This is a genomic window from Citrobacter sp. U14242 (genome assembly GCF_046555775.1).
GTDB lineage: Bacteria > Pseudomonadota > Gammaproteobacteria > Enterobacterales > Enterobacteriaceae > Citrobacter.
This window is the reverse complement of the sequence record NZ_JBKGLW010000002.1, coordinates 403,537-425,788: the sequence shown is the minus strand read 5'-3', so window position 1 is coordinate 425,788 and position 22,252 is coordinate 403,537. Positions and strand designations below refer to the sequence as shown.

The following is a 22,252-nucleotide window of genomic DNA, read 5'->3' as shown; positions in this document are numbered from 1 at the left end:
CAGATAGCAATTCGCACGTCACCCTTTGCATAGGGTCTTGTCGATGTGCGTCAACAATCATGAATGTTTCAGCCTTTGTCATTTATCGACTTTTGTTCGAGTGGAGTCCGCCGTGTCACTTTCGCTTTGGCAGCAGTGTCTTGCCCGATTGCAGGATGAGTTACCAGCCACAGAATTCAGTATGTGGATACGCCCGTTGCAGGCGGAACTGAGCGATAACACGCTGGCTTTGTATGCGCCAAACCGTTTTGTGCTCGATTGGGTAAGGGATAAATACCTCAATAATATTAATGGATTGCTGAATAATTTCTGCGGAGCGGACGCCCCACAGCTGCGTTTTGAGGTCGGCACTAAACCTGTCACGCAAACGCTGAAGACGCCGGTGAATAACATCGTTACACCTGCGCATGTGGCTCAACAAGTGCAACCGCAACGAGTCGTTCCGGCGGCGCGCCCCGGCTGGGATAACGTACCGGCCCCGGCAGAACCTACCTATCGCTCTAACGTCAATGTCAAACATACGTTTGATAACTTCGTTGAAGGTAAATCTAACCAACTGGCGCGCGCGGCGGCACGTCAGGTGGCGGACAATCCTGGCGGCGCCTACAATCCGTTATTCCTTTATGGCGGTACAGGTCTGGGTAAAACCCACCTGTTGCACGCTGTGGGTAACGGCATTATGGCGCGTAAGCCGAACGCAAAAGTGGTGTATATGCACTCCGAGCGTTTTGTGCAGGACATGGTTAAAGCCCTGCAAAACAATGCGATCGAAGAGTTTAAACGCTATTACCGTTCCGTTGATGCGTTGCTGATTGACGATATTCAATTCTTTGCTAATAAAGAACGATCCCAGGAAGAGTTTTTCCACACCTTTAATGCCCTGTTGGAAGGTAATCAGCAGATCATCCTGACATCGGATCGCTATCCGAAGGAGATCAACGGCGTTGAGGATCGTCTGAAATCCCGCTTCGGCTGGGGGCTGACGGTAGCGATCGAACCGCCTGAACTGGAGACGCGCGTAGCGATCCTGATGAAAAAAGCAGATGAAAACGACATTCGTCTGCCGGGTGAGGTGGCGTTCTTTATTGCCAAGCGCCTACGCTCTAACGTGCGTGAGCTGGAAGGCGCACTGAACCGCGTGATCGCCAACGCTAACTTTACTGGCCGGGCGATCACTATCGATTTCGTGCGCGAAGCGCTGCGCGATTTACTGGCATTGCAGGAAAAACTGGTCACCATCGACAATATTCAAAAGACGGTGGCAGAGTATTACAAAATCAAAATTGCGGATCTGCTTTCTAAGCGTCGATCTCGCTCGGTAGCTCGTCCGCGTCAGATGGCGATGGCGCTGGCAAAAGAGCTCACTAACCACAGTCTGCCGGAAATTGGCGATGCGTTTGGTGGGCGTGACCATACTACCGTGCTTCATGCCTGTCGCAAGATTGAGCAGTTGCGTGAAGAAAGCCATGATATTAAAGAAGATTTCTCCAATTTAATCAGAACATTATCTTCGTGACGCTATGAAATTTACCGTTGAACGTGAACATTTATTAAAACCGCTCCAGCAGGTCAGCGGCCCGCTGGGTGGTCGTCCTACACTGCCGATCCTCGGAAACCTGTTGCTTCAGGTGGCGGATGGTACGCTTTCTCTGACCGGTACCGATCTCGAAATGGAGATGGTGGCACGCGTGGCACTGATCCAGGCTCATGAGCCTGGTGCAACCACCGTTCCGGCGCGTAAATTCTTCGACATTTGTCGTGGGTTGCCGGAAGGTGCGGAAATTGCCGTTCAACTGGAAGGCGACCGTATGCTGGTGCGTTCTGGTCGCAGCCGTTTCTCGCTGTCCACATTACCTGCCGCTGACTTTCCGAATCTGGATGACTGGCAGAGCGAAGTCGAATTCACCTTGCCGCAGGCAACGATGAAGCGTCTGATTGAAGCCACGCAGTTCTCAATGGCGCATCAGGACGTGCGTTATTACTTAAACGGTATGCTGTTTGAAACTGAAGGCGAAGAACTGCGTACCGTGGCGACCGACGGTCACCGTCTGGCGGTGTGCTCAATGCCGGTTGGCCAATCGCTGCCCAACCATTCGGTGATCGTACCGCGTAAAGGCGTGATTGAACTGATGCGTATGCTCGACGGCGGCGACAATCCGCTGCGCGTGCAGATCGGCAGCAACAACATCCGTGCGCATGTTGGCGACTTTATTTTTACCTCCAAGCTGGTGGATGGACGTTTCCCGGATTACCGTCGCGTCCTGCCGAAGAACCCGGACAAGCATCTGGAAGCGGGCTGCGATATCCTCAAGCAGGCGTTTGCCCGTGCGGCAATTCTTTCTAACGAGAAATTCCGTGGCGTGCGTCTGTATGTCAGTGAAAACCAGCTCAAAATCACGGCCAACAACCCGGAACAGGAAGAGGCGGAAGAGATCCTCGACGTCACCTATCCGGGCACTGAACTGGAAATCGGTTTTAACGTTAGCTACGTACTGGACGTACTGAACGCGCTGAAGTGCGAAAACGTCCGTATTATGCTGACTGACTCTGTTTCCAGCGTCCAAATTGAAGATGCCGCATCACAGTCGGCTGCCTATGTTGTCATGCCAATGAGACTGTAATGTCGCTCACCCGCTTGTTGATCCGCGACTTTCGCAATATCGAAAGCGCGGATCTTGCTTTATCTCCTGGCTTTAACTTCCTGGTTGGCGCTAACGGCAGCGGCAAAACCAGCGTGCTGGAAGCTATCTACACACTCGGTCACGGTCGGGCGTTTCGTAGTTTGCAGATTGGCCGCGTTATTCGCCACGAGCAGGAGTCGTTTGTATTACACGGGCGTTTGCAGGGTGCCGAGCGTGAGACATCGATCGGCCTGACCAAAGATAAGCTGGGTGACAGCAAAGTGCGTATTGACGGCACCGACGGTCACAAGGTTGCTGAACTGGCGCACCTGATGCCGATGCAGCTGATCACGCCCGAGGGGTTTACTTTACTCAACGGCGGCCCCAAATACAGAAGAGCGTTCCTTGACTGGGGATGCTTTCACAATGAAGCCGGATTCTTTACCGCCTGGAGCAACCTGAAGCGTCTGCTCAAGCAGCGTAACGCGGCGTTGCGCCAGGTGAGTCGTTATGAGCAGCTGCGTCCGTGGGATAAAGAACTGATCCCGCTGGCGGAACAAATCAGTACCTGGCGCGCGGAGTACAGCGCCGGTATCGCGCAGGATATGGCGGATACCTGTCAGCAGTTTCTTCCTGAGTTTTCCCTTTCTTTCTCTTTTCAGCGCGGCTGGGAGAAAGAGAGCGACTACGCTGAAGTGCTGGAACGTAGTTTTGAACGCGATCGCATGTTGACCTACACCGCGCACGGCCCGCACAAGGCGGATTTCCGTATACGCGCCGACGGTGCGCCGGTGGAAGATACGTTGTCGCGTGGGCAGCTAAAGCTGTTGATGTGCGCCTTACGTCTGGCGCAAGGGGAGTACCTGACCCGTGAAAGCGGACGGCGCTGCCTGTACCTGATAGATGATTTTGCCTCTGAACTGGATGATGCGCGTCGCGGACTGCTGGCCAGCCGCTTAAAAGCCACGCAATCACAGGTCTTTGTCAGCGCAATCAGCGCTGAACACGTTCTGGACATGTCGGACAAAAATTCGAAGATGTTCACCGTGGAAAAGGGTAAAATAACGGATTAACCCAAGATAAAATGAGCGAGAAACGTTGATGTCGAATTCTTATGACTCCTCCAGTATCAAAGTCCTGAAAGGGCTGGATGCGGTGCGTAAGCGCCCGGGTATGTATATCGGCGACACGGATGACGGCACCGGTCTGCACCACATGGTATTCGAGGTAGTCGATAACGCTATCGACGAAGCGCTCGCGGGTCACTGTAAAGATATCGTTGTGACGATTCACGCTGATAACTCCGTGTCCGTTACCGATGATGGCCGTGGTATCCCAACCGGTATTCACCCGGAAGAGGGCGTTTCGGCGGCAGAAGTTATCATGACCGTACTGCACGCAGGCGGTAAGTTCGATGATAACTCCTATAAAGTGTCTGGTGGTCTGCACGGCGTAGGTGTATCCGTCGTTAACGCCCTGTCGCAAAAACTGGAGCTGGTGATTCGCCGTGAAGGCAAAGTGCATCAGCAAACTTACGTACACGGTGTGCCGCAGGCACCTCTGGCGGTAACCGGCGAAACAGAATTGACGGGTACCCAGGTCCGTTTCTGGCCAAGCCATGAAACCTTTACCAATGTCGTTGAGTTCGAATATGACATTCTGGCGAAACGTCTGCGCGAGCTGTCATTCCTGAACTCCGGCGTATCGATTCGTCTGCGCGACAAGCGCGATGGCAAAGAAGACCATTTCCATTACGAAGGTGGCATCAAAGCGTTTGTTGAGTACCTCAACAAGAACAAAACACCGATCCACCCGAATATCTTCTATTTCTCCACCGAAAAAGACGGTATTGGCGTTGAAGTTGCGCTGCAGTGGAACGATGGCTTCCAGGAAAATATCTACTGCTTTACCAACAATATTCCGCAGCGAGATGGCGGTACTCACCTTGCAGGTTTCCGTGCGGCGATGACCCGTACTCTGAATGCCTACATGGACAAAGAAGGCTACAGCAAAAAAGCGAAAGTTAGCGCCACCGGTGACGACGCCCGTGAAGGCCTGATTGCCGTCGTATCGGTAAAAGTACCGGATCCGAAATTCTCCTCACAGACCAAAGACAAACTGGTTTCTTCCGAGGTGAAATCGGCGGTAGAACAGCAGATGAACGAGCTGCTGAGCGAATACCTGCTTGAGAACCCGTCTGACGCCAAAATTGTTGTTGGCAAAATTATTGACGCTGCGCGTGCCCGTGAAGCGGCACGTCGTGCCCGTGAAATGACCCGTCGTAAAGGTGCGCTGGACTTAGCGGGCCTGCCGGGCAAACTGGCGGACTGTCAGGAACGCGACCCGGCTCACTCTGAACTGTACCTGGTGGAAGGGGACTCCGCGGGCGGCTCTGCGAAGCAGGGGCGTAACCGTAAGAACCAGGCGATCCTGCCGCTGAAGGGTAAAATTCTTAACGTTGAGAAGGCTCGCTTCGACAAGATGCTCTCTTCTCAGGAAGTGGCGACGCTGATTACTGCGCTCGGTTGCGGCATCGGTCGCGATGAGTACAACCCGGATAAACTGCGCTATCACAGCATCATTATCATGACCGATGCGGATGTCGATGGTTCGCACATCCGTACGCTGCTGTTGACCTTCTTCTATCGTCAGATGCCGGAAATCGTGGAACGCGGTCACGTCTACATTGCGCAACCGCCGTTGTACAAAGTGAAAAAAGGCAAACAGGAACAGTACATCAAAGACGATGAAGCGATGGATCAGTACCAGATCTCTATTGCCCTTGATGGTGCCACGCTGCACACCAATGCCCACGCTCCGGCGCTGGCGGGTGAGGCGCTGGAAAAACTGGTTTCTGAGTACAATGCGACGCAGAAAATGATTGGCCGTATGGAACGCCGCTTCCCGAAAACGCTGCTGAAAGAGTTGGTTTATCAGCCAACGTTGACAGAAGCCGATTTGGCGAGCGAGCAGACCGTAACCCGTTGGGTTAATGCGCTGGTGACTGAACTGAATGAAAACGAACAGCACGGTAGCCTGTGGAAGTTCGACATTCAAGAAAACACCGAGCAAGGGCTGTTCGAGCCGATTATTCGCGTGCGTACGCACGGCGTGGATACCGATTACGCACTGGACCACGAGTTTGTGACCGGTGGCGAATACCGTCGTATCTGCACGCTGGGTGAGAAACTGCGCGGCCTGATTGAAGACGATGCGTTTATCGAACGTGGCGAGCGTCGTCAGCCGGTAGCCAGCTTCGAGCAGGCGCTGGACTGGCTGGTGAAAGAGTCCCGTCGCGGCCTCGCGATTCAGCGTTATAAAGGCCTGGGCGAGATGAACCCGGAACAGTTGTGGGAAACTACCATGGATCCGGAAAGCCGTCGTATGCTGCGTGTGACCGTAAAAGATGCGATTGCTGCCGATCAGTTGTTCACCACCCTGATGGGGGATGCGGTTGAACCTCGTCGTGCCTTTATCGAAGAGAACGCCCTGAAAGCGGCGAATATCGATATCTAATCGCTAATCTGGACAAATCTACCCGGTTGTATTGTGCAATCGGGTATTTTTTTGCCTGCAAAAGGGGCACCCCGGTCCCTTTTCTATCCTCCTTTTCGTAGCTGTTTTTTGAGCGGAATCGCGTTAGCATGAGGATGGTATCATTTCATCCGGGGAACTCATGGCTATCAAACTTATTGCTATCGACATGGATGGCACACTTCTGCTGCCCGATCACACCATTTCACCTGCGGTCAAAACGGCGATTGCCGCGGCGCGTGCGCGTGGTGTGAACGTAGTGCTGACCACTGGTCGTCCGTATGCCGGCGTCCACAGCTACCTGAAAGAACTTCACATGGAGCAACCCGGTGACTACTGCATAACCTACAACGGTGCGCTGGTACAGAAAGCGGGGGATGGCAGTACGGTTGCGCAAACGGCGTTAAGCTATGACGATTATCGCTATCTTGAACAACTCTCCCGTGACGTCGGCTCCCACTTCCATGCGCTGGATCGCAACACGCTCTACACCGCCAACCGTGATATCAGTTACTACACGGTGCATGAGTCTTTTGTCGCGACTATTCCGCTGGTGTTCTGCGAAGCTGAGAAGATGGACCCGGCGACCCAGTTCCTGAAAGTGATGATGATTGATGAGCCGGAAATTCTCGATCAAGCCATCTCGCGCATACCTGCAGAAGTAAAAGAAAAGTACACCGTGTTGAAAAGTGCGCCGTACTTCCTCGAAATACTGGACAAACGTGTCAATAAAGGCACTGGAGTGAAATCGCTGGCCGATGCGCTGGGCATTAAAGCCGAAGAAATCATGGCGATTGGCGATCAGGAAAATGACATCGCGATGATCGAATACGCGGGTGTCGGTGTGGCAATGGATAACGCCATTCCATCCGTAAAAGAAATCGCCAACTTCGTGACCAAATCCAACCTCGAAGACGGCGTAGCGTATGCTATCGAGAAATTTGTGCTGAATTAAGTTCGTCCTGCCTGGTTACAACCCGCGTTGCTCGCGGGTTTTTTTATGCCTTTTCTTCACCTCCCGAATAACATTCCTTTTACTGGTTGTCGTTTTTGTGATCTAAATTGTAGTACAACATATAATTGTTGTACTACATTGTAGGCATTGAAATGATGAATTACATCTCATTAGTACTACAAAATTGAGGCGGATTTCAGCGATAACGGTAAAGTAGAGCAGTACACACAGAGCACAAGGACTCTTTATGACTCTCAATAAAACCGATCGCATCGTTATCACGCTGGGCAAGCAGATTGTTAGCGGCAAGTACGTACCGGGTTCGGCACTTCCCGCTGAAGCGGATCTGTGCGAGGAGTTTGAAACCTCGCGCAATATTATCCGTGAAGTGTTCCGCTCGCTGATGGCGAAGCGGCTCATTGAAATGAAACGCTATCGTGGGGCGTTTGTTACCCCCCGGAATCAGTGGAATTACCTCGATACCGAGGTGCTGCAATGGGTATTAGAAAACGACTACGACCCGCGTCTGATTAGCGCGATGAGTGAGGTTCGTAATCTGGTAGAACCGGCGATTGCACGCTGGGCTGCGGAGCGGGCGAACTCGAGCGATCTGGCTGAGATTGAGTCGGCGCTCAATGACATGATCGCCAACAACCAGGACCGGAATGCTTTTAATGAAGCAGATATCCGCTATCACGAGGCGGTATTACAGTCGGTACATAACCCTGTTTTACAACAGCTTAGCGTAGCAATCAGCTCGCTACAGCGAGCGGTTTTTGAACGAACCTGGATGGGGGATGAGGCCAATATGCCGAAGACACTCCAGGAACATAAGGCGCTATTCGATGCGATACGGCACCAGGATAGCAATGCGGCAGAGCAGGCGGCTTTAACCATGATTGCCAGCTCAACACGAAGGCTCAAGGAAATCACATGACAGCTCGCTACATCGCAATTGACTGGGGATCGACCAATTTGCGCGCCTGGCTTTACCAGGGCGACAAATGCCTGGAGCGCAGGCAATCAGAGGCAGGTGTAACGCGTCTGAACGGTAAATCTCCTGAAGCGGTGTTAGCTGAAGTCACAAGAAACTGGCGCGATGCCGCCACTCCGGTGGTGATGGCGGGAATGGTCGGTAGCAACGTGGGTTGGAAAATTGCCCCCTATCTCCCGGTTCCTGCTTATTTCTCTGCCATTGGCGAGCAGTTAACCTCCGTTGGCGACAATATCTGGATTATTCCCGGACTTTGCGTTTCTCGTGAGGATAACCACAATATGATGCGCGGCGAAGAGACTCAGTTACTGGGTGCCCGCACACTTTCTCCTTCTTCTGTCTATGTCATGCCCGGAACGCACTGCAAATGGGTACAGGCTGACGCGCAACAAATTCATGATTTCCGTACCGTGATGACCGGTGAATTGCACCATTTGCTGCTGCGCTACTCGCTGGTGGGCGCGGGGTTGCCAGAGCAGGAAAACTCTGCGGAGGCCTTTACCGCCGGACTGACGCGCGGTCTCGCCGCTCCTGACATCCTGCCGCAACTTTTTGAAGTTCGCGCCTCACATGTGCTGGGTACACTCCCGCGTGAGCAGGTCAGCGAATTTCTCTCTGGCCTGTTGATTGGCGCTGAAGTCGCCAGCATGAGCGAACAATTCGCTGCCCAACAGGCTATTACACTCGTCGCTGGTTCAGACCTGAGTTCACGCTATCAGCAGGCATTTCATGCCATTGGGCGTGAGGTATCAGCGGTATCCGGCGACACGGCATTTCAGGCAGGCATAAGGAGCATTGCTCATGCAGTGGCAAACTAATCTTCCGTTAATCGCAATATTACGTGGTGTCATGCCCGATGAGGTGCTGGCGCACGTCAGCGCGGTCATTGATGCGGGATTTGATGCAGTTGAAATCCCGCTTAACTCCCCAGAGTGGGAAAAGAGTGTCCCCGCGATTGTGGATGCCTATGGTGACAAAGCGCTGATCGGCGCCGGGACCGTATTACAGCCAGAGCAGGTAGAGCGGCTTGCACAAATGGGCTGCAAACTCATCGTCACACCCAATATCAACCCCGAGGTAATTCGTCGCGCGGTGGGCTATGGCATGACCGTGTATCCTGGCTGTGCGACCGCCAGTGAAGCCTTTACCGCGCTGGATGCTGGCGCACAAGCGCTAAAAATATTCCCTTCATCCGCTTTTGGCCCTGACTACATCAAAGCACTGAAAGCGGTGCTTCCGTCGGATGTTCCGGTGTTTGCCGTTGGCGGCGTGACGCCGGAAAACCTGGCGCAATGGATTGATGCAGGTTGTGCAGGTGCTGGACTTGGCAGCGATCTCTATCGCGCCGGGCAGTCTATCGAACGTACCGCGCAGCAGGCTGTGGCATTTGTAAAAGCGTATCGAGAGGCAGTGAAATGAAAATTACCAAAATCACCACATACCGTTTACCCCCGCGCTGGATGTTTTTAAAGATCGAGACTGACGAGGGTATTGTTGGCTGGGGCGAACCGGTCATTGAAGGGCGAGCACGCACCGTGGAAGCGGCGGTTCATGAGTTTGGTGACTACCTGATTGGTCAGGATCCGGCACGTATCAACGACCTGTGGCAGGTCATGTACCGGGCAGGTTTTTATCGCGGTGGCCCGATCATGATGAGCGCTATCGCCGGTATCGACCAGGCGTTGTGGGATATCAAAGGCAAAGTGCTCAATGCCCCGGTATGGCAACTGATGGGCGGCCTGGTGCGTGACAAAATCAAAGCCTACAGCTGGGTGGGCGGTGACCGTCCGGCAGATGTCATCGACGGGATTAAAACGCTACGTGAGATTGGTTTTGATACCTTCAAGCTTAATGGTTGTGAAGAGATGGGGCTGATTGATAACTCCCGATCGGTGGATGCGGCGGTGAATACCGTGGCGCAGATCCGTGAAGTCTTCGGAAACCAGATTGAGTTTGGTCTCGATTTCCACGGACGCGTCAGTGCGCCGATGGCGAAAGTCCTGATTAAAGAACTGGAACCGTATCGCCCGCTGTTTATTGAAGAACCGGTGCTGGCGGAACAAGCGGAATACTACCCGAAACTGGCGGCACAAACTCATATTCCACTGGCAGCAGGAGAGCGCATGTTCTCACGCTTCGAGTTTAAACGTGTGCTGGAGGCGGGGGGTATCTCTATTCTGCAGCCGGATCTCTCTCATGCAGGCGGCATTACTGAGTGCTACAAAATTGCCGGAATGGCTGAAGCCTATGACGTAACGCTGGCACCGCACTGCCCACTGGGGCCGATTGCGCTGGCCGCCTGCTTGCATGTGGACTTTGTCTCTTATAACGCCGTGCTTCAGGAGCAGAGCATGGGTATTCATTACAACAAAGGGGCTGAACTGCTCGACTTTGTGAAAAACAAAGAAGATTTCAATATGGAAGGAGGTTTCTTTAAACCACTGATGAAACCAGGGCTTGGCGTAGATATTGATGAAGCCAAAGTGATTGAGTTCAGCAAAAATGCGCCGGACTGGCGTAACCCGCTGTGGCGTCATGAAGACGGCTCCGTAGCGGAATGGTAAATGCGCGTCATACTTTGCACTGGTGATGCGTTGGCTGCCTTTTCTTACCCCAGTCACATACTCATGTATGCTCCTGGGAATGCGAAAATTTGCCGCCTTTCCCCAGCACAATTATTTAGCGCAGTACAGTTAATTTATTAATAAAAAATTCAAATAAACCCTCTGTAAATTACAGGGCATGGTGAGCGGCTTCGCTATGCCCAAAATCTGGAGACAGATTGCGATGGATATTTCAGTTACTGATGCAAAACCCGGACGTCGCCGTTATCTGACGCTGGTGATGATCTTTATTACGGTTGTGATTTGTTATGTTGACCGCGCCAACCTGGCGGTTGCTTCTGCGCATATTCAGGAAGAATTTGGAATTACCAAAGCAGAAATGGGATATGTCTTTTCTGCGTTTGCCTGGTTATATACCTTGTGCCAAATTCCCGGTGGTTGGTTTCTTGATCGGGTAGGGTCGCGCATGACCTATTTTATCGCCATTCTCGGCTGGTCGGTGGCGACCCTGTTTCAGGGATTTGCGACAGGGTTAATGTCGTTAATTGGCCTGCGCGCCATTACCGGGATTTTTGAGGCCCCCGCATTCCCAACCAATAACCGCATGGTGACCAGTTGGTTCCCTGAGCATGAACGCGCTTCAGCTGTTGGTTTCTACACATCGGGACAATTTGTTGGTCTGGCGTTCCTCACACCGTTGCTGATCTGGATTCAGGAGATGCTGAGCTGGCACTGGGTGTTTATTATCACCGGCGGGATTGGCATCATCTGGTCGTTTATCTGGATTAAGGTATATCAGCCGCCACGCTTGACCAAAAACATTACCAAAGCCGAGCTGGACTACATTCGTGACGGTGGCGGTCTGGTGGATGGCGATGCGCCAGTGAAAAAAGAGGCGCGTCAGCCGCTGACTCTCGCGGACTGGAAACTGGTATTCCATCGTAAACTTGTAGGTGTCTATCTTGGTCAGTTTGCCATTGCATCGACCTTGTGGTTCTTCCTGACGTGGTTCCCGAACTATCTTACTCAGGAAAAAGGGATCACCGCGCTGAAAGCCGGTTTTATGACCACTGTGCCGTTTTTGGCAGCGTTTGTTGGCGTCCTGCTCTCTGGTTGGGTGGCTGACCGACTGGTGCGCAAAGGCTGCTCTATTGGCTTTTCACGTAAATTGCCGATCATCTGTGGCTTATTGATCTCCACCTGTATTATGGGCGCGAATTACACGAACGACCCCAGCTGGATTATGGTTCTGATGGCTATCGCCTTCTTCGGGAATGGTTTTGCCTCCATCACCTGGTCTCTGGTGTCATCGCTGGCACCCATGCGTTTGATAGGCCTCACTGGCGGTGTATTTAACTTTATTGGCGGATTGGGCGGTATTACGGTTCCGCTGGTGGTCGGTTACCTTGCGCAAGGCTACGGTTTTGCCCCTGCGCTGGTCTACATCTCAGTCGTTGCCCTGCTTGGCGCATTGTCTTATATCCTGTTGGTGGGGGATGTGAAGCGCGTCGGCTAATGTTCTTTAATCAGCCCGTCAGGCGTTACGGCGGGCTCCACCTCCTGACTCAAGGGAATATGCGCCATGCCGCTTTGCATTATCCATTTACGGGTGAGTGCCGATGTTAATGCCCGGCTCTTCAGGATCTTGCCATACAGCTTAATACGCAGTTTGCGGGTCGCCTTGTGATAGGTTTTATTTTTGTCGCCCGTTTCCTGCAAGAGTACAGATTTGAGGATTTCTGCGCTGTCCAGCGCATAACTAATTCCTTCCAGTGAACTGGCGCTGATAAATCCAGCCGCTTCGCCAATCAGAAATGCGTTCTCCTCGCCGCAAACGAAGTCCTTCCAGCGTGATGGGAACAGTACCGTACATTTTTCGCTTTTCACTGGCTGACCAAACTGGAAATTAAAGGCCTTCATCCTGGCTTTCAGCGCGTCAAAGCGTGCCTGACCGTCCTTCATCGGGTAGGCGCCACCGAAGATAAAATAACCGTCTTTGCTGATACTCCATGAATAGCAGTCAGTTGCGTCATTATCAAAAATACAGGAATAGAACGGAACGGGATGTTTTTCCGCAAACCATTGTTGAATAGCGACATATTTTCGGATTTGGTGCCGGGGATAGAGATGACGGCGTACCCGTGAATTGGCGCCATCGGCACCCACCAGATAACGGGCTGTGATCTGCTGCTCCCAACCATCGGCGCGAAAGATAACATGCCATTTATCGTCCTCGCGCCAGATTTTCCGACACAGGCTGTCGTGGTACACCTGCACATCGGAAGGAATAAGAGATTTAAGCCATAAATCAAAAGCATGGCGGTTGATGTTAATGTAGCTGCGCTGGTAATTTCGGGTCAGAGAGGCTGCCACATCGACCGTTTTAACGCTGAAAATCTGCGGATTGGCAATAACATCAACGGGGAGCGTGATCCCGTCGCGAATAAATGAACGTTGGGCGTCAGGAGCCAGTAAACCTCCGCAGGGTTTGGTGAACCCTTCAGTGCCACACTGGCGTTTTTTATCCAGAGCAATTACGCGCATTTTTCCGCTCAACTGCCGCGCCAGCGCCGCACCAGCGGGGCCTAAACCGATAATCGCCACATCAAAATGTTCCATTTTTCTGCCCGTAATAAGTGAGATGGGCATACGCTAAAGCCTGAAAGTGAAGTCCTTGTGAAGTATGATTGCTGAAATTGTCTCGTATCAGGGCATCCTATGAAGCAAATCACCTTTACGCCGCGTAATCACCAACTGACCAATATCAATACCTGGACGCCGGACAGCCAGTGGCTGGTTTTTGATGTGCGTCCTTCCGGGGCATCGTTTACCGGTGAGACGATTGAACGCGTTAATATTCACACCGGCGAGGTTGAGGTGATTTATCGTGCGACGCAGGGGGCACACGTCGGCGTGGTGACCGTTCATCCAAAAAATGAAAAATATGTGTTCATTCACGGGCCTGAAAATCCAGATGAATCATGGCATTACGACTTCCATCATCGCCGTGGTGTCATTGCTACGCAAACAGAGGTAGCGAATCTGGACGCGATGGATATTACCGCCCCATACACGCCAGGTGCGCTGCGTGGCGGCAGTCATGTGCATGTCTTTAGCCCGAACGGTGAGTTTGTCAGCTTTACCTATAACGACCATGTGCTGCGTGAGCGTTCCCCTGCGCTGGATTTACGTAACGTTGGCGTGGCTACGCCGTATGGCCCGGTGACTGTGTCAGCAGATCACCCGCGTGAGTACAGCGGGAGTCACTGGTGCGTGCTGGTAAGTCAGACTACGCCCACGCCACAGCCGGGCAGCGATGAGATTAACCGTGCTTATGAAGAGGGTTGGGTAGGAAATCATACGCTGGCCTTTATCGGCGATACGTTGTCTGTCAGTGGCGAAAAAGTACCGGAACTGTTTATCGTTGATTTGCCACAGGACGAAAGCGGCTGGAAACAGCATGGCGATACGCCTCTGGAGGGAACGGAAGCAACAATGCCTGCGCCACCAGCCAGTATCGTTCAGCGACGCCTGACGTTTACCCACGACCGCGCTTTCCCTGGGCTGGTGAATCAACCGCGCCATTGGGTACGCAGCAATCCAGAAGCATCCGAAATTGCGTTTTTGATGCGTGATGACAGCGGTATTGTGCAGCTATGGCTAATTTCTGTGCTGGGCGGTACACCGCGTCAACTGACCCGTTGTACGACCGATATTCAGTCTGCGTTTAACTGGCACCCGTCGGGTCGATGGTTGGGCTTTGTGCTGGAAAACCGAATTGCCTGCTGCGATGCGCGGACGGGAGAGATTGAATTTTTAACGACCCGCCATGGCAACCCACCTTCAGCAGAGGCGATTGTCTTCTCTCCTGATGGCCGACAGGTTGCATGGATGGAAGACGTCGACGGTTTCCGCCAGATATGGGTGACAGAAACCGGACGTTAACTTAAGGCGCAGGCATTTGAGCGGGGGGGATAACGGCGTTGGTGGCTTGCGTTCTCTCCTCGCTCTGTTCTACGCGCGATCTCACCGAGCTATCGGTGCGGAATAAATCCCACGGTAGCAGTAGCGTATCCAGCACGGCGGTAAACGGCATATCCAGAATAGCCAGCGACTTCGTTCCCCAGTTCGTATCGCTTTCGCTTATCATCGTGGCGCTGGCGCGGGTACCTGGATAGGTCCCTTCTTTCCCTCCGGTGTGCGACATCACGCTGGAGCAGCCGCTTATAAAAACCATCCCGCTGCACATCATCAGTGTTAACAATAATTTTCTAATCATCATTTATTCATCTGTTAAACATCGGTATTTGCATGGTGAGTTATCGCGATCCGTTGCAAAAAATAACATCACCATCCTGTCGCACTGCGGCGGCTATCGCACTCTGACGATAACAACTGCTCCCCCCAGTGTATGCAATAGACAACAAACTGCAAAAAAAGTCAGAGGAGTACGCTTGAAAAGTTTGTATTAAGACCCATTTTTAGGATGTAGACAAATGAAGGGCATGCCTGAGGGGTGTCCTGGCTACCTGACCTGTCCAAGATGGAAGGTCCAACATTCTCGCTGATTTCAGGAGCTATTGATTATGCGTAACTTTGATTTATCCCCGCTATACCGTTCTGCTATTGGATTTGATCGTCTGTTTAACCTGTTGGAAAACAACCAGGGCCAAAGCAATGGCGGCTACCCTCCGTACAACGTTGAGCTGGTAGACGAAAACCACTACCGCATTGCAATTGCCGTTGCGGGCTTTGCTGAAAGCGAGCTGGAAATTACCGCCCAGGATAATTTGCTGGTGGTGAAAGGCGCGCATGCGGACGAGCAAAAAGAACGTACTTACCTGTACCAGGGTATTGCTGAGCGCAACTTTGAACGCAAGTTCCAGTTGGCGGAGAACATCCATGTTCGCGGCGCAAACCTGGTAAACGGTCTGCTGTATATCGAGCTTGAGCGCGTGATTCCTGAAGCGAACAAACCGCGCCGCATCGAAATCAACTAATTTATCTGTCGGGCCGCTTGCGCGGCCCTGCTAAGCACAGGCTTGCCGTCAGGGAGCCGAAAGGTACTTACTCGCTTCTTAGAAGGAGAATATTATGCGTAACTACGATTTATCCCCACTGCTGCGTCAATGGATCGGTTTTGACAAACTGGCCAATGCATTACAAAACGCCGGTGAAAACCAAAGCTTCCCACCCTATAACATCGAAAAGAGCGATGATAACCACTACCGCATTACCCTTGCGTTAGCCGGTTTCCGCCAGGAAGATTTGGATATTCAACTGGAAGGCACACGTCTGACCGTAAAAGGTACGCCGCAGCAGCCGGAAAAAGAGACCAAATGGTTGCATCAGGGGCTGGTCACTCAATCCTTCAGCCTGAGCTTTACGCTGGCTGAAAATATGGAAGTCTCCGGCGCAAGCTTCACCAATGGCTTGCTGCATATTGATTTGACCCGTAATGAGCCTGAAACCATTGCTCCACAACGTATCGCCATCAGCGAACGTCCCGCATTAAATAGCTAAATAGCTCCAAGCCTTTGCCCCGCCAGAAATGACGGGGCTTTTTTGTGCTTTACCACCCATACATTGCGCCTGTACTCTGCGAGAATCCTCTTCATTAATAATGTTATTCACAGGGAACAGAAGAATGAGTGATATAGCATTGACGGTCAGTGTTCTGGCATTGGTGGCGGTTGTCGGGTTATGGATCGGCAACATTAAAGTTCGGGGCGTTGGTTTTGGCATCGGAGGCGTGCTGTTCGGCGGTATTATTGTCGGACACTTTGTCGATCAGGCAGGGATAACCCTGAGCGGCGATATGCTGCATTTTATTCAGGAATTTGGCCTGATACTCTTCGTCTATACCATCGGCATCCAGGTAGGGCCGGGTTTCTTTGCCTCACTGCGTGTTTCAGGACTGCGTCTGAACCTGTTTGCAGTGCTGATCGTGATTATCGGGGGGCTGGTCACCGCGCTTCTGCATAAGATCTTCGCTATTCCGCTGCCCGTGGTGCTGGGAATCTTCTCCGGCGCGGTCACCAATACGCCCGCACTGGGTGCCGGGCAGCAAATTCTGCGCGATCTGGGTACGCCGGGGGATGTGGTCGATCAGATGGGGATGAGCTATGCCATGGCTTATCCTTTCGGTATTTGCGGTATTTTGCTCACGATGTGGCTGATGCGCCTCATTTTCCGCGTGAACGTTGAGTCCGAAGCTCAGCAGCATGAATCAACGCTGACCAACGGTCATACGCTGATTCAGACGATGAACATTCGTGTCGAAAACCCGAACCTCAATAATATGGCGATTCAGGATGTCCCCATTCTGAACAGCGACAAAATCATCTGTTCACGCCTGAAGCGAGATGAAACGTTAATGGTGCCGTCGCCGGGGACGATTATCCAGATGGGCGATCTGCTCCACCTGGTCGGACAGCCCGGCGATCTGCATAATGCGAAGGTGGTGATTGGGCAAGAAGTGGACACTTCGCTGTCAACGCGGGGCACGGATTTGCGTGTTGAACGTGTCGTTGTGACCAACGAACAGGTACTTGGCAAGCGGATCCGTGACCTGCACTTTAAAGAACGTTACGACGTGGTGATTTCCCGCCTGAACCGCGCGGGCGTTGAGCTGGTCGCCAGCAGCGATGCCAGCCTGCAATTTGGCGATATCCTGAATCTGGTGGGGCGACCTTCGTCGATTGATGCTGTTGCCAATGTTGTGGGTAACGCACAGCAAAAACTGCAGCAGGTGCAGATGTTGCCGGTGTTTATCGGGATCGGGCTTGGGGTTTTGTTGGGTTCAATCCCGCTGTTTATCCCCGGTTTCCCGGTGGCATTAAAACTGGGGTTGGCCGGTGGACCACTGATTATGGCGCTGATTTTGGGGCGTATTGGCAGTATCGGTAAGCTGTACTGGTTTATGCCGCCCAGCGCGAACCTGGCGTTGCGTGAGCTGGGGATTGTGCTCTTTCTCGCGGTGGTTGGTCTGAAATCCGGCGGCGATTTTGTGAATACGCTGACGCAGGGCGATGGTTTGAGCTGGGTGGGATACGGTATTTTCATTACCGCCATTCCGCTGATTACCGTCGGTTTGCTGGCACGCATCTTTGCCAAAATGAATTATCTGACGCTGTGCGGCATGCTGGCCGGCTCGATGACCGATCCTCCCGCGCTGGCCTTTGCCAATAACCTGCATGCCACCAGTGGCGCAGCAGCGCTCTCCTACGCCACCGTTTATCCGTTGGTGATGTTCCTGCGCATTATTACCCCGCAACTGCTGGCGGTGATTTTTTGGGGAATGGGGTAAAAACCAATTTATAGGCCGGATATGCAATGAACGTATCCGGCCTAAACTAAAGATGTGCCTCTCTTTTCCCGCCCCATCACATTAAGTTGCCTTACGTTTGAGAATCAGGTTCATACTCCTTTACTGTTTCGGTATAACGACCAGATAACAACATTGAAGGAGCTCTGATGAAGATTTCCCGTCTCGGGGAAGCACCCGATTACCGCTTCTCGCTGGCAAATGAGCGTACCTTTCTGGCGTGGATCCGCACTGCGCTGGGGTTTCTGGCCGCCGGAGTGGGCCTTGATCAACTGGCCCCGGACTTTGCTACACCGGTCATTCGTGAGGCACTTGCTTTGTTGCTGTGTCTGTTTGCGGGGGGGCTGGCGATCTACGGTTATCTGCGCTGGTTGCGAAATGAAAAGGCGATGCGTCTGAAAGAGGACATGCCGTACACCAACAGCCTGCTGATTATCAGCGTCATGCTGACGCTTGTGGCGGTGATTGTTATGGCGCTGGTGCTGTATGCCGGATAGTCGTAAGGCTCGTCGCCAGTCGGATCCTGGTCTACAACCGGAACGAACATCGCTTGCCTGGTTTCGCACGTTGCTGGGCTATGGTGCACTGATGGCGCTGGCGATTAAGCATAACTGGCATCAGGCTGGAGCGTTATTCTGGGTTTCAATAGCTGTGCTGGCGATTGTGGCGATTATTCTCTGGCGCTATACCCGTAGCCGTAACCTGATGGATGTTACGCATAGCGATTTTTCTGAATCTCGCGCGGTGCGTGACAAATTTATGATCTCCCTCGCGGTGTTATCCCTTGCAATACTGTTTGCTGTAACACACATTCGCCAACTTATCGTATATATCGGGAATTTTGCATGACAGTATGTGAGGACATGGATGTTAGTGAGGGTATTTTAAAGGTGGTGATAGATCACCAGAAGAGTTTGCAACCAATTGAACTGTACCGTGATTTACGACAAGGCGATGTTCGTCTCGTACAGTTTATCCCCCTGATTAAGCGCGATGAAGCAGGCAGCCTGACGGCTGAATCTGTCACACCAGAAGGGTGGGGACAGTTTTTAAATACGATATTTGATATCTGGGTTCGTGAAGATATTAATCGGGTATCTATTCAGCTTTTTGATAAAACGCTGCGTCGGTGGTGCGGTCTGGCGGTACCAATTGAACGGCACTCGACCTCACTGCAGAGCGCGCGTTGCCGGTCATGTTCCTTATCGCAATTTTACCGTGGTGATTGCCCTGTGCATGGGGATATTCCCGGGGAAAACGTGCTGTGTGCGGGATATCAGGCCTTCTTTGAACACTCATCACCACATATGCGCGTCATGCGCGATCTGATTAAACAGCATCGCTCACCGATGGAGCTGATGGCGATGCTGCGTTAAGGTCAATGGCGTTTAGCGACCTTTCGCCAGGTATTGCGCCATTTCGGCTTCCGGCACCATGCCGCCGCCGGTCGCCCATACCAGATGAATGGCGTTATTAAGCTGTTCCGTACTAAACCCGTGCATCTGCTGATAGTCAACAGAACCACAAACGTGCTGAGGACCAGCCATACCCGCCAGCGCCGATGGCTCCAGACGAATCCCTTCTTCCTGCGCCAGCCAGCCCAGCATATCGTACATCGTCTGGTCATCCAGAGTGTACAGACCGTCGAGCAGACGCTCCATTGCCCGGCCTACGAAGCCCGATGCGCGACCGACTGCCAGCCCATCTGCCGCCGTCACGTTGTCGATACCAATCTCCTGTACGGAAATTGTGTCGTGCAGCCCAGTGTAGACTCCCAGCAACATACACGGTGAATGGGTCGGCTCTGCAAAGAAGCAGTGCACGTTATCGCCGAACGCCAGCTTCAGGCCAAATGCTACCCCACCAGGGCCACCGCCGACGCCACACGGCAGATAGACAAACAGCGGATGGTCGGCATCCACCACTCGACCCTGCTGCGTGAACTGCGCCTTCAGGCGCTGCCCGGCGACGGCATAGCCCAGGAACAGTGTGCGGGAGTTTTCATCGTCGATAAAAAAGCAGTTCGGATCAGACTCGGCTGCCTTACGCCCCTGTTCAACTGCCACACCGTAATCTTCTTCGTACTCCACAACGGTAACGCCGTGGCTGCGCAGCTTAGCCTTTTTCCATGCGCGGGCGTCCGCAGACATATGTACCGTCACCTTAAAGCCGATGCGGGCGCTCATGATGCCGATAGACATCCCCAGATTGCCGGTTGAACCCACCGCGATGCTGTACTGGCTGAAGAACTGTTTGAACTCAGGAGAAAGCAGGATGCTGTAATCATCTTCCGTGGTCAGCAGACCGGCTTCCAGCGCCAGTTTTTCGGCGTGTGTCAGTACTTCATAAATTCCGCCACGGGCTTTGATTGAGCCAGAAATTGGCAGATGGCTGTCTTTTTTCAGCAGCAGTTCGCCGTGGATAGGTTGCTCGTACTCTTGTTCCAGTCGTTTTTGCATGGCCGGTATGGCGGCCAGCTCAGATTCAATAATGCCGCCGTTGACCGCGGTTTCCGGGAACGCTTTTGCCAGGTACGGCGCAAAGCGAGTCAGGCGCTCGTGGGCACCCTGAACGTCGTGCTCTGTCAGGCCAACATAGGGTAAACCTTCCGCAAGAGAGGTCGTGCCAGGGTTAAACCAGGTCGTTTCCTTGAGTGCGACCAGATCTTCCACTAAAGGATACTGGGCGATAAGTTTGTGCATGTTTTCCATAGTCAGTCTCGTTGCGCTTAGATAATAAAGGAAAGCAGGAATGTGCAAGCCAGTGCAATGACGGACGCGATAAATGTCGCGGTCGTATAGTATTTAAACGTCTCATTCAGCGTCGCGCCGCAGTACTGCTTCACCAGCCAGAAGAGGGAATCTGTAACGATTGTGCAGCCAATTGCACCAGAACCGATGGCAATAGCGATGATCTCCGGGCTAACGTTCGGGTAAAGCGGTAGCATAGGGGCCACAATTGCTGTCGCACCCATCATGGCAACGGTGGCAGAACCCACTGCAGCGTGCAGAATCAGCGCCACCAGCCAGGCCAGCAGAATCGGGTGCATATGCATATTCGAGAGGATCAGCGCGAGGGTATCCGCCAGCCCACTGCTTTTCAGGATAGCGTTGAATGCGCCGCCTGCGCCGATAATCAACAGAATGTTGGCTATAGAGCCAAAACCATTTTCGGTATGCGTCAGTAGCGCGCCCATGCCGATATGCTGACGCAAACCGAGGATGTAATAGGCCACGAAAACGGCGATAAACATTGCGGTGATTGGGTTACCAATAAACTCCAGTAGCGTATATACCGTGCTGCCTTTCGCCATGTTCAGCTCAGCAACAGTTTTTACCAGCATCAGGCCAATCGGCAGCAGCACAGTAAACAGCGTGGCACCCAGCGAGGGCAGCGTACTTTCATCGCGTACCTTGAGATCGGAAAACTCAGTCGGTACGGGTTTAAATGGCAGACGGTTGCCAAGAAATTTCAGGTATAGCGGCCCGCCGATCAGCGATGCCATTAAACCCACGAGTAAACCATAAACAATCACGGTGCCAATATCTGCACCCAGCTTGTTCGCCACGAACAGAGCGGCCGGATGTGGCGGTACCACGCAATGTACAGCCATCAGTGCAGTACACAGCGGGATCGCCAGTTTCAGCAGTGAGGTGTTGGTTTTTTTAGCAATAGAAAAAGCCAGTGGGATCAACAGCACCACGCCGACTTCGACAAACAGCGTGATGCCGCAAATCAAGCCGACCAGCACCATAATGACGTCGGCGGAAAGCCAGCGACAACGCTGCAACGTCAGACCGATGCGTTCTGCCGCGCCGGACACTTCCATCATTTTGCCAAGAATGGTACCAAGACCGATTACGGCAGCGAGAAAGCCCAGCGTACCGCCGATGCCACTCTCAATGGCATTGACCATATCCAGCGGTCCCATGCCCATCATCGTACCCACGAAGAAGCTGGCTAACAGCAATGCCAGAAACGGGTGGAATTTGAACTTCACGATGGTCAAAACGATTAATACGATGCTTATCAGCAGCGTACTCACAACCCAGATTTGAGAGTGCATAACTCACCTTGCCCTGTGATTAATATAGGGGTATTGGACAAAAATAAGGCACAGTCTGACAAACGATAAAAATCCTCTTTCACATGAGCCATATTGAATCAAATGCGTGATTTACATCTAATTACGCATTGTTTATGCGATATGGTTCATCTTGATTCATCTTTATGCTGATTTTTGCAGCGATTTTTTTT

At 52.5% G+C, this 22,252-nt stretch carries 21 protein-coding genes and 1 other annotated feature; of the genes, 17 read left to right on the top strand and 4 right to left on the bottom strand.

Annotation, left to right across the window (positions count from 1 at the left end; genetic code table 11):
• Nucleotides 1–112 precede the first annotated feature (112 nt).
• The 10 genes from dnaA to ACLJXE_RS04720 all read left to right on the top strand — a co-directional run bounded on the left by dnaA (nt 113) and on the right by ACLJXE_RS04720 (nt 12,184).
• The gene (gene dnaA / locus ACLJXE_RS04765; RefSeq protein ID WP_286630051.1) at nt 113–1,516 is read left to right on the top strand and encodes a chromosomal replication initiator protein DnaA; all 1,404 of its coding nucleotides are present in this window, start codon (nt 113–115) and stop codon (nt 1,514–1,516) included.
• Nucleotides 1,517–1,520: 4 nt separating this feature from the next.
• Nucleotides 1,521–2,621, top strand: a complete 1,101-nt coding sequence (dnaN, locus tag ACLJXE_RS04760) for a DNA polymerase III subunit beta (RefSeq protein ID WP_137382192.1) — start codon at nt 1,521–1,523, stop codon at nt 2,619–2,621.
• Nucleotides 2,621–3,694: a DNA replication/repair protein RecF gene (recF, locus tag ACLJXE_RS04755; protein WP_410750232.1), complete on the top strand. Its 1,074-nt coding sequence runs from the start codon at nt 2,621–2,623 to the stop codon at nt 3,692–3,694. The genes dnaN and recF overlap by 1 nt, the downstream gene beginning before the upstream one ends.
• 28 nt (nt 3,695–3,722) lie before the next feature.
• A complete protein-coding gene (gene gyrB / locus ACLJXE_RS04750; protein WP_286630049.1) occupies nt 3,723–6,137 on the top strand; it encodes a DNA topoisomerase (ATP-hydrolyzing) subunit B in 2,415 nt (804 codons plus the stop codon).
• 160 nt (nt 6,138–6,297) lie between these two features.
• Nucleotides 6,298–7,110: a sugar-phosphatase gene (yidA, locus tag ACLJXE_RS04745; protein WP_410750231.1), complete on the top strand. Its 813-nt coding sequence runs from the start codon at nt 6,298–6,300 to the stop codon at nt 7,108–7,110.
• Nucleotides 7,111–7,357: 247 nt separating this feature from the next.
• The gene (dgoR, locus tag ACLJXE_RS04740) at nt 7,358–8,047 is read left to right on the top strand and encodes a D-galactonate utilization transcriptional regulator DgoR (protein WP_410750230.1); all 690 of its coding nucleotides are present in this window, start codon (nt 7,358–7,360) and stop codon (nt 8,045–8,047) included.
• Entirely contained in the window at nt 8,044–8,922 is an 879-nt protein-coding gene (locus ACLJXE_RS04735) for a 2-dehydro-3-deoxygalactonokinase (RefSeq protein ID WP_410750229.1), read from the top strand. The genes dgoR and ACLJXE_RS04735 overlap by 4 nt, the downstream gene beginning before the upstream one ends.
• Nucleotides 8,906–9,523, top strand: a complete 618-nt coding sequence (locus ACLJXE_RS04730; protein ID WP_410750228.1) for a 2-dehydro-3-deoxy-6-phosphogalactonate aldolase — start codon at nt 8,906–8,908, stop codon at nt 9,521–9,523. The genes ACLJXE_RS04735 and ACLJXE_RS04730 overlap by 17 nt, the downstream gene beginning before the upstream one ends.
• Nucleotides 9,520–10,668 (top strand): galactonate dehydratase, encoded by a 1,149-nt coding sequence (gene dgoD, locus ACLJXE_RS04725; RefSeq protein ID WP_410750227.1) that lies wholly within the window; start codon nt 9,520–9,522, stop codon nt 10,666–10,668. The genes ACLJXE_RS04730 and dgoD overlap by 4 nt, the downstream gene beginning before the upstream one ends.
• Nucleotides 10,669–10,846: 178 nt before the next feature.
• Nucleotides 10,847–12,184 (top strand): MFS transporter, encoded by a 1,338-nt coding sequence (locus tag ACLJXE_RS04720; protein WP_410750226.1) that lies wholly within the window; start codon nt 10,847–10,849, stop codon nt 12,182–12,184.
• Here ACLJXE_RS04720 and cbrA read toward each other — a convergent pair.
• Nucleotides 12,181–13,287, bottom strand: a complete 1,107-nt coding sequence (cbrA, locus tag ACLJXE_RS04715) for a colicin M resistance lipid reductase CbrA (RefSeq protein ID WP_410750225.1) — start codon at nt 13,285–13,287, stop codon at nt 12,181–12,183. The two genes, ACLJXE_RS04720 and cbrA, sit on opposite strands and share 4 nt — an antisense overlap.
• A 99-nt stretch (nt 13,288–13,386) precedes the next feature.
• Between cbrA and ACLJXE_RS04710 the strand changes: the two genes are divergently transcribed.
• Complete coding sequence (locus ACLJXE_RS04710) at nt 13,387–14,613, top strand: DUF3748 domain-containing protein (protein ID WP_410750224.1); 1,227 nt, start codon at nt 13,387–13,389, stop codon at nt 14,611–14,613.
• A 1-nt stretch (nt 14,614) separates the two neighbouring features.
• Here the strand turns inward: ACLJXE_RS04710 and ACLJXE_RS04705 are convergent, their stop codons facing one another.
• Entirely contained in the window at nt 14,615–14,947 is a 333-nt protein-coding gene (locus tag ACLJXE_RS04705; protein ID WP_410750258.1) for a YceK/YidQ family lipoprotein, read from the bottom strand.
• 241 nt (nt 14,948–15,188) lie between these two features.
• Nucleotides 15,189–15,261 (top strand) — a sequence feature (ROSE (Repression Of Heat Shock gene Expression) occurs in the 5'-region of heat shock genes and acts as an RNA thermometer to modulate expression.).
• On the opposite strand from ACLJXE_RS04705, the gene ibpA reads away from it, so the two are divergent.
• The 6 genes from ibpA (at nt 15,255) to ACLJXE_RS04675 (ending at nt 19,371) form a co-directional block, all read left to right on the top strand.
• Nucleotides 15,255–15,668, top strand: coding sequence for a small heat shock chaperone IbpA (gene ibpA, locus ACLJXE_RS04700; RefSeq protein WP_040231504.1), 414 nt, complete (start codon nt 15,255–15,257; stop codon nt 15,666–15,668). (Overlaps the previous feature by 7 nt.)
• 94 nt (nt 15,669–15,762) lie before the next feature.
• Nucleotides 15,763–16,191 carry a small heat shock chaperone IbpB gene (gene ibpB, locus ACLJXE_RS04695; RefSeq protein WP_410750223.1) on the top strand — a complete coding sequence of 143 codons (429 nt, stop codon included), beginning with the start codon at nt 15,763–15,765 and terminating at the stop codon, nt 16,189–16,191.
• 124 nt (nt 16,192–16,315) lie between these two features.
• Nucleotides 16,316–17,977, top strand: a complete 1,662-nt coding sequence (locus tag ACLJXE_RS04690; RefSeq protein ID WP_410750222.1) for a putative transporter — start codon at nt 16,316–16,318, stop codon at nt 17,975–17,977.
• A 167-nt stretch (nt 17,978–18,144) separates the two neighbouring features.
• The gene (locus ACLJXE_RS04685) at nt 18,145–18,492 is read left to right on the top strand and encodes a YidH family protein (RefSeq protein WP_005121491.1); all 348 of its coding nucleotides are present in this window, start codon (nt 18,145–18,147) and stop codon (nt 18,490–18,492) included.
• On the top strand, nt 18,482–18,844 hold the full coding sequence (locus ACLJXE_RS04680) for a DUF202 domain-containing protein (RefSeq protein WP_410750221.1): 363 nt from the start codon (nt 18,482–18,484) through the stop codon (nt 18,842–18,844). Before ACLJXE_RS04685 ends, ACLJXE_RS04680 begins: the two co-directional genes overlap by 11 nt.
• Nucleotides 18,841–19,371, top strand: a complete 531-nt coding sequence (locus ACLJXE_RS04675; protein WP_410750220.1) for a radical SAM protein — start codon at nt 18,841–18,843, stop codon at nt 19,369–19,371. Before ACLJXE_RS04680 ends, ACLJXE_RS04675 begins: the two co-directional genes overlap by 4 nt.
• Before the next feature lie 12 nt (nt 19,372–19,383).
• Here the strand turns inward: ACLJXE_RS04675 and dsdA are convergent, their stop codons facing one another.
• Together dsdA and dsdX are read right to left on the bottom strand one after the other, a co-directional pair.
• A complete protein-coding gene (dsdA, locus tag ACLJXE_RS04670; protein WP_410750219.1) occupies nt 19,384–20,706 on the bottom strand; it encodes a D-serine ammonia-lyase in 1,323 nt (440 codons plus the stop codon).
• A 17-nt stretch (nt 20,707–20,723) separates the two neighbouring features.
• On the bottom strand, nt 20,724–22,061 hold the full coding sequence (gene dsdX / locus ACLJXE_RS04665) for a D-serine transporter DsdX (RefSeq protein ID WP_286630039.1): 1,338 nt from the start codon (nt 22,059–22,061) through the stop codon (nt 20,724–20,726).
• Between the last annotated feature and the right edge of the window lie 191 nt (nt 22,062–22,252).